Origin of the sequence: Pelosinus baikalensis (assembly GCF_020819555.1) — a bacterium.
GTDB classification, from domain to species: domain Bacteria; phylum Bacillota; class Negativicutes; order DSM-13327; family DSM-13327; genus Pelosinus; species Pelosinus baikalensis.
Genome location: NZ_JAJHJB010000154.1, coordinates 1 through 532 on the forward strand (window position 1 = coordinate 1; position 532 = coordinate 532).

Below are 532 nucleotides of genomic sequence, written 5' to 3' on the forward strand. Positions count from 1 at the left end.
TCATCCTTAAACCTGCCTTGCTCCATTGCTTGAGCTGCTTTTTCTTGGCTCCAGGCAGCGAAGCTATCCTGTTCTTCCCGGCTTATTTCATATTTATCGCAAAGATTCTCCGCGGTCATTCCCATATGATAGTCATTGAAAGCACACCATAAGCCATCAGATATCATGCTGTCTACGAGTTTTTGATCTCCCATTTTGAAGCCATCCCGGGCGTTCTTTAGCACATAAGGCGCCTGGCTCATGTTTTCCATTCCGCCTGCTACTATAACATCTGCTTCCCCTGCCACAATTGCCTGGGCTGCGAGGTGAACTGCTTTTAACCCAGAACCGCATACCTTATTGATTGTCATCGCCGAAGCTGACTCTGGCAATCCTGCTTTTATTGCCGCTTGCCTTGCGGGATTTTGTCCGAGTCCTGCTTGGAGGACATTTCCCATGATTACTTCGTCCACAAGGCTAGCTTCTACTCCCGCTCTTTCAAGCACGTCCTTTATAACTGTCGCACCAAGTTCCGATGCTTGCACCCCTTTTA

The 532-nt window shown here is 48.3% G+C and carries 1 protein-coding gene; it reads right to left on the bottom strand.

The features are described from left to right. Window positions 1–532, bottom strand: a 532-nt coding sequence (locus LMF89_RS25560) for a thiolase family protein (protein ID WP_304622630.1), incomplete at both ends; no start/stop codon positions are given.